Source organism: Arthrobacter sp. P1_B11, assembly GCF_056406715.1.
This window is the reverse complement of record NZ_JBFTZQ010000001.1, coordinates 482,557-489,581: the sequence shown is the minus strand read 5'-3', so window position 1 is coordinate 489,581 and position 7,025 is coordinate 482,557. Positions and strand designations below refer to the sequence as shown.

Sequence of the window (7,025 nt, the reverse complement as noted above, 5' to 3'; positions counted from 1 at the left end):
CACTTCTTCGGCAAGACCCCGCAGACCAAGGACATGGTCGCGGACCTGACCGATGACCAGATCTGGAACCTCAAGCGCGGCGGCCACGACTACCGCAAGGTCTACGCCGCGTACAAGGCAGCGACCGAATTCAAGGGCAAGCCCACCGTGATCCTGGCCAAAACGGTCAAGGGCTACGGCCTCGGCCCGCACTTCGAAGGCCGCAACGCCACCCACCAGATGAAAAAACTCACCCTCGACGACCTGAAGGAATTCAGGGACTACCTCAGGATTCCGATCTCCGACGCCCGCTTGGAGGAAGACCCTTACAGCCCGCCCTACTACCACCCCGGTGTGGACGCCCCCGAGATCGCCTATCTCCTTGAAAGAAGAAGGGAACTGGGCGGCTACACGCCCGAGCGCCGCCCCAACCACGCGGCTATTGAGCTCCCCGAAGCCAAGACCTTTGACATCGCCAAGCGGGGCACCGGCAAGCAGCAGGCCGCCACCACCATGGCCTTCGTCCGCCTCCTCAAGGACCTCCTCCGCGACAAGAAGTTCGGGCACCGGATCGTTCCCATCGTTCCCGACGAATCGCGCACCTTCGGCATGGACGCGTTCTTCCCGACTGCGAAGATCTACAACCCGGGCGGCCAGAACTACCTGTCCGTGGACCGCGACCTGGTCCTGGCCTACAAGGAATCCGCCCAGGGCCAGCTGATCCACCCCGGCATCAACGAAGCCGGCGCCGTCGCGGCGTTCACCGCCGCCGGCACCGCCTACGCCACCCACGGCGTGCCGCTGATCCCGGTCTACGTGTTCTACTCCATGTTCGGCTTCCAGCGCACCGGCGACGCCTTCTGGGCCGCCGCGGACCAGATGACCCGCGGCTTCATCATCGGCGCCACCGCAGGACGGACCACCCTCACCGGCGAAGGACTCCAGCACGCCGACGGCCACTCCCCGCTGCTCGCCTCCACCAACCCCGCTGTGGTCACCTACGACCCCGCCTACGGCTACGAAATGGGCCACATCGTCCGCGACGGCATCGAACGCATGTACGGTCCGGATTCCACTGACCGGAACCTGATGTACTACATCACGGTGTACAACGAGCCCATCGTCCAGCCGGCCGAACCTGACGAACTGGACGTAGAAGGCGTCATCAAGGGCATCTACCTGCTGGCACCGGCCAAAATCGACGGCCCGCGTGCGCAAATCCTGGCCTCGGGCGTGTCGGTTCCGTGGGCGCTGGACGCGCAGCGGATCCTGGCCGAGGACTGGGGCGTCTCCGCGGACGTCTGGTCCGTGACGTCCTGGAACGAGCTCCGCCGCGACGGCATGGCTGCCGAGGAGGAAGCGTTCCTCAACCCCGGACAGCCCGCGCGGACACCGTTCGTGGCACAGCAGCTCGCCGGCGCGACCGGCCCTGTTGTCGCGGTCTCGGACTACATGAAGGCCGTTCCGGACCAGATCCGCCAGTTCGTGCCGAACGAATTCGCTTCGCTCGGCGCCGACGGCTTCGGCTTCTCCGACACCCGCGCCGCAGCACGCCGCTTCTTCAAGAACGACACCCACTCCATCGTGGTGCGTTCGCTGGAGATGCTGGCCCGCCGCGGTGAGGTTGACGCCCAGGCACCTGCCCAGGCCATCGAGAAGTACCGCCTGCACAACGTCAACGCCGGCACCACCGGCAACGCGGGCGGCGAGTCCTAGCCAACGGCTGCTGGACGCCTGCGGCTCCAGCAACTGCCTGACACGCACGACGGCGGCCCTCACCCGAAGGTGGGGGCCGCCGTCGTCGTTGGGGTGCTTTTGATCCGCTGTGACACAGCACAACCGCAGTTGTAGCCTTCGCACAAAATGGAGGTTGCAGGGCAGGCGCCGTATGCTCGATGCATGCCCCAGCCAACACCCGCCCCCGCAAAGCGCAAACCGGCGTCACGCAGCATGACACCGGAAAAGACGGAGACCCTGAAGAAGCTCAGGGCCAGTGTTGGCCAGTTGTCGACAACCACCATGCGCCAGCTCGAAAAATCGTTGCCCTGGTACAGCCGGCTCAGCTCCGATGAACGCTCGGCGCTCGGACTCGTGGCTCAGAACGGCATCGCAGCCTTCGTCACCTGGTACGAGCGCCCCAGCTCCCCCTCCTGGATCCTCACCGACGTTTTTGGCACGGCACCGACGGAGCTCACCCGTTCCATCAGCCTCCAGAAGGCGCTGCAGCTGATCAGGATCGTGGTGGAAGTGGTCGAGGACCAGGTCCCGGTCATCGCCCCCGAAGCGGACCAGCCCTCGCTGCGTGAGGCGGTGCTGCGGTACTCGCGCGAGGTGGCGTTCGCGGCGGCGGACGTCTACGCGAGGGCTGCCGAATCGCGGGGCTCCTGGGACACCCGGCTGGAGGCGCTGATCGTGGACGCCATCCTCCGCGGTGAAAACACGGACGCGCTGCGGTCCAGAATCGCGGCCCTCGGCTGGAAGGCCCAGGAGCGGTTCACCGTGATGGTGGGGAACTCGCCGTCGGAGCCCAGCGCCAGCTACGTGAGTGAACTGCGCCGCACCGCCGGCCGGTACGCCGAAGACGCCCTGGTGGGGATCCAGGGCGACCGCCTCATCCTGATTCTCGGCGGCGTCCACGACCGGGAAACGGCGTACCTGAAGCTGAGCGAGATGTTCGCACCCGGGCCTGTGGTGTACGGCGCCGAGGCGAGTTCCCTGCTGGAGGCGAGCGGGTCGGCGCAGTCGGCGTTCGCCGGACTCACCGCTGCCCGCGCGTGGCCGTCGGCGCCCCGCCCGGTGGCCGCCGATGACCTGCTTCCCGAGCGCGTCATTTCCGGGGACGACGCTGCGCGCCGGTCGCTCGTGAAAAATATCTACCGGCCCCTCGTGGCAGCCTCCAACGGGCTGGTGGAAACGCTCGGCACGTACCTGGAACTGGGGCATTCGCTGGAGGCGACCGCCCGCGAACTGTTCGTCCACGCCAACACCGTCCGTTACCGGCTCAAGCGGGTTTGTGACGTGACGGGCTGGGATCCGCTGCTCCCCCGGGAAGCCTTCGTGCTTCAGGCCGCCTTGGTCGTGGGCCGGCTTTCCACGCCGCCCAAGGCCCCCGTGGAGCGCCAGCCGGGGCGGAACCAGAACTGAACCGTTGTAGACTTCCTACAAACTGACCCAGTGAGCTTGGTGTACGCAAACACCCTTGATTCACGCGGTAATTTGGAAAGCTGGTTACGTGCTTGCAATCGTCTGCCCTGGACAGGGCTCACAGACCCCCGGTTTCCTGGCCCCTTGGCTGGAACTGCCTTCCGTAGCAGGCCATCTGGCCTCCCTCAGCGAAATCGCAGGCATCGACCTCACGGCGCACGGGACCACCTCGGATGAGGAGACCATCAAGGACACTGCCGTGGCGCAGCCCCTGATTGTCGCAGCCGGACTCGTGGCAGCGAAGGCCCTGTTCGACGTCGAGCTCAGCACCCTGCCGGTCATCCTGGCCGGGCACTCGGTGGGCGAGATCACGGCCTCCGCCCTCGCCGGCGTGCTGACCGAAAAAGAAGCCATGACCTTTGTCCGCAAGCGTGCCAACAGCATGGCTGCAGCCGCCGCCGTCACGCCCACCGGCATGAGCGCCGTCGTGGGCGGCGACCCGGCCGAGGTCCTGGCGGCCATCGAAGCAGCCGGCGCCACGCCAGCCAACGTCAATGGCGCTGGCCAGACTGTCGCCGCCGGCACCTTCGACCAGCTCAGGGCCCTGGCGGAGAACCCGCCGGCAAAGGCCCGGGTCATTCCGCTCAAGGTTGCCGGCGCGTTCCACACCTCACACATGGCACCGGCCGTGAGCGCACTGGAGGCCCTGCGTCCGGAGCTCCAGCCCCAGGCTCCTGCGGTTCCGCTGCTGTCCAACTTCGACGGCAAGGAAGTGACCGTCGGCACCGCCGCGGTCGACAGCCTCATCGCCCAGGTGTCGCGCCCGGTCCGTTGGGATCTCTGCATGGAATCCCTCGTGCAGCGCGGCGTCAGCGGCCTCATTGAACTGGCACCGGCCGGCACACTGGCCGGCCTCGCGAAGCGTGGCATGCCAGGCGTCAAGACCGTGGCCGTGAAAACCCCCGGTGACCTGTCCGCAGCCCTTGCACTATTCGCAGAATTGGAGGGACAGGCATGAGCGTTCCCACGCTGAAGCAGTCGCCCGTCAACGAACACACCCGCATTCTGGGCATCGGCGCCTACCGCCCCGATGTGATCGTGACCAACGAGGACGTCTGCCAGTGGATTGATTCGTCTGATGAATGGATCCGCCAACGCACCGGCATCATCACCCGCCACCGGGCCCCTGCTGATGTCAGCGTGATCGACATGGCAGAAGGCGCAGCCCGCGAGGCCCTGGCGAAGGCCGGCATCGAGGCCTCCCAGCTTGGCGCCGTCATCGTTTCCACGGTGACGCACCCCTTTGCCACACCGTCAGCGGCCGCGAGCCTCGCTGACCGGCTCGGCGCGACGCCGGCTCCGGCTTTCGACATCTCAGCTGCCTGCGCCGGTTACTGCTACGGCATCGCCCAGGGTGACGCACTGGTCCGCTCCGGAACGGCAGAGTACGTACTGGTTGTGGGCGCCGAGAAGCTGTCCGACGTCATTGACAACACTGAGCGCACCATTTCCTTCCTGCTGGGTGACGGCGCGGGTGCCGTGGTGATCGGCCCTTCCGAGACGCCGGGCATCGGCCCGTCCGTATGGGGTTCGGACGGCAGCAAGTGGGACGCGATCGGCATGACGCACTCGCTGCTGGACGTGCGGGAGTTCTCCGCTGCGCGCTCCGGGTCACTCGCGCACTCCGGAGCACAGCAGGGCACCGCCCTCAGCTCCGACGAAGAAGCCGTTACCGAGGCCGCCATCTGGCCCACCCTGCGCCAGGACGGCCAGACGGTCTTCCGCTGGGCCGTCTGGGAAATGGCGAAGGTGGCCCAGCAGGCCCTGGACGCCGCCGGCATCCAGGCCGAAGACCTCGTTGCCTTCGTTCCGCACCAGGCCAACATGCGCATCATCGATGAGATGGCCAAGAAGCTCAAGCTGCCCGAGACCGTGACCGTGGCCCGGGACATTGCAGAGGCCGGCAACACCTCGGCCGCTTCCATCCCGCTGGCCACGCACCGCCTGCTTCAGGAAAACCCGGAGCTGAGCGGCGGCCTTGCGCTGCAGATCGGCTTTGGCGCCGGGCTGGTCTTCGGCGCCCAGGTAATCGTCCTTCCGTAGGAATCCACAAACCAAGCCGCAACCGCGGTTTGCCCCATTTCCGGCATCCCCTGCCGGCAATAACAAGAAAAGGAGCCATCAATGGCTAGCAACGAAGAGATCCTGGCCGGACTGGCTGAAATCGTCAACGAAGAAACCGGCCTGGCCGCCGACGCCGTCGAGCTGGACAAGTCCTTCACCGAGGACCTGGACATCGACTCCATCTCGATGATGACGATCGTGGTCAACGCTGAAGAAAAGTTCGGCGTCCGCATCCCGGACGAAGAGGTCAAGAACCTCAAGACCGTCGGCGACGCAGTCAGCTTCATCGCCAACGCACAGGCCTAAACAGGCTCCAGCCGCATTCCGGCTGAACCCGGCTGGCCGGCCCGCAACAATCCGGGCCGGCCAGCCGATGCACCATCACAAATTTTCTCGCAGACCCCCTCCGCACGCCCCCAGCTCAGGCACCAGGCCCGGCAGCACAGGACACGGCACGCGCACCGACAGAGAGTGATCCCATGACACGCAAAGTAGTCATTACCGGTCTGGGTGCCACCACGCCCATCGGCGGCGATGTACCCACGATGTGGAAGAACGCACTGAAGGGGGTCTCGGGCGCCCGCACGCTTGAGGACGACTGGGTAGCCAAATACGAACTGCCCGTCCACTTCGCTGCCCGCTGCTCCACCCCTGCCCTTTCGGTCCTGAGCCGCGTTGAAGCCAAGCGCATGGACCCTTCAACGCAGTTCGGTGTCATCGCCGCCCGTGAGGCCTGGGCTGATTCCGGCATCACCGAAGTTGACCACGACCGCTTTGCCGTCGCCTTCGCCACGGGCATCGGTGGCGTGTGGACTCTCCTGGACGCGTGGGACACGCTGAAGGAGAAGGGGCCCCGCCGGGTCCTGCCCATGACCGTTCCCATGCTCATGCCCAACGGCGTGGCCGCTGCTGTGAGCCTTGACCTGGGTGCCCGCGCGGGAGCGCACACGCCCGTCTCCGCCTGCGCCTCCGGCACGGAAGCCCTGCACCTCGGCCTGGACCTCATCCGTTCTGGCAAGGCCGACGTCGTCATGTGCGGCGGCGCCGAAGCTGCCATCCATCCGATGCCGCTGGCCGCGTTCTCCTCGATGCAGGCGCTTTCCCGCCGCAACGACGATCCAGAGCACGCCTCACGCCCCTACGATCTGGGCCGGGACGGCTTCGTCATGGGCGAAGGCGCAGGCGCCCTGGTGCTCGAAGCCGAGGAGCACGCCTTGGCCCGCGGAGCGCGGATTTACGCCGAACTGGCCGGCACATCCGTGACGTCCGACTCCTACCACATCACCGCGCCTGACCCCGAAGGCCTTGGCGCCACCCGCGCCCTCAAGGCGGCCATGTTCGACGGCCGGATCCAGGCCGAGGACGTGGTGCACGTCAACGCCCACGCCACGTCCACCCCTGTGGGTGACAAGCCCGAGTACACCGCGCTGCGCGCCGCCCTGGGATCGCACGTGGATGACGTGGCGGTGTCCGCCACCAAGTCGCAGATGGGCCACCTGCTGGGCGCATCCGGCGCCGTTGAAGCCGTCCTGACGGTGCTGGCCGTGTATGAGCGCAAGGCCCCTCTCACGATCAACCTTGAGAACCAGGATCCGGAGATCCCGCTCGACGTCGTCACCTCCTCCCGCGATCTTCCCGCCGGAGACATCGTGGCGCTGAGCAACTCGTTCGGGTTCGGCGGCCACAACGCCGTCATCGCCGTCCGCAGCGTGTGACCGCACCTGACCAATGAGGAAGCCCCTGCCGGTTGGCGGGGGCTTCTTCATTGCTATGGAGGT

At 66.6% G+C, this 7,025-nt stretch carries 6 protein-coding genes; all 6 read left to right on the top strand.

Annotated features, from left to right (window positions below):
- Positions 1-1,695, top strand: a 1,695-nt coding sequence (locus AC1D14_RS02220) for a transketolase-like TK C-terminal-containing protein (protein ID WP_476967990.1), incomplete at its 5' end; no start/stop codon positions are given.
- Positions 1,696-1,878: 183 nt separating this feature from the next.
- A complete protein-coding gene (locus AC1D14_RS02215) occupies positions 1,879-3,123 on the top strand; it encodes a PucR family transcriptional regulator (RefSeq protein WP_230116791.1) in 1,245 nt (414 codons plus the stop codon).
- Between the two features lie 88 nt (positions 3,124-3,211).
- Positions 3,212-4,141, top strand: coding sequence for an ACP S-malonyltransferase (locus AC1D14_RS02210; RefSeq protein WP_476880850.1), 930 nt, complete (start codon positions 3,212-3,214; stop codon positions 4,139-4,141).
- Positions 4,138-5,226, top strand: coding sequence for a beta-ketoacyl-ACP synthase III (locus tag AC1D14_RS02205; RefSeq protein ID WP_230116793.1), 1,089 nt, complete (start codon positions 4,138-4,140; stop codon positions 5,224-5,226). The genes AC1D14_RS02210 and AC1D14_RS02205 overlap by 4 nt, the downstream gene beginning before the upstream one ends.
- An 81-nt stretch (positions 5,227-5,307) precedes the next feature.
- Complete coding sequence (locus AC1D14_RS02200) at positions 5,308-5,553, top strand: acyl carrier protein (protein ID WP_230116794.1); 246 nt, start codon at positions 5,308-5,310, stop codon at positions 5,551-5,553.
- Positions 5,554-5,726: 173 nt separating this feature from the next.
- Positions 5,727-6,962 carry a beta-ketoacyl-[acyl-carrier-protein] synthase family protein gene (locus AC1D14_RS02195; RefSeq protein ID WP_230116795.1) on the top strand — a complete coding sequence of 412 codons (1,236 nt, stop codon included), beginning with the start codon at positions 5,727-5,729 and terminating at the stop codon, positions 6,960-6,962.
- The last annotated feature ends 63 nt before the right edge of the window (positions 6,963-7,025 follow it).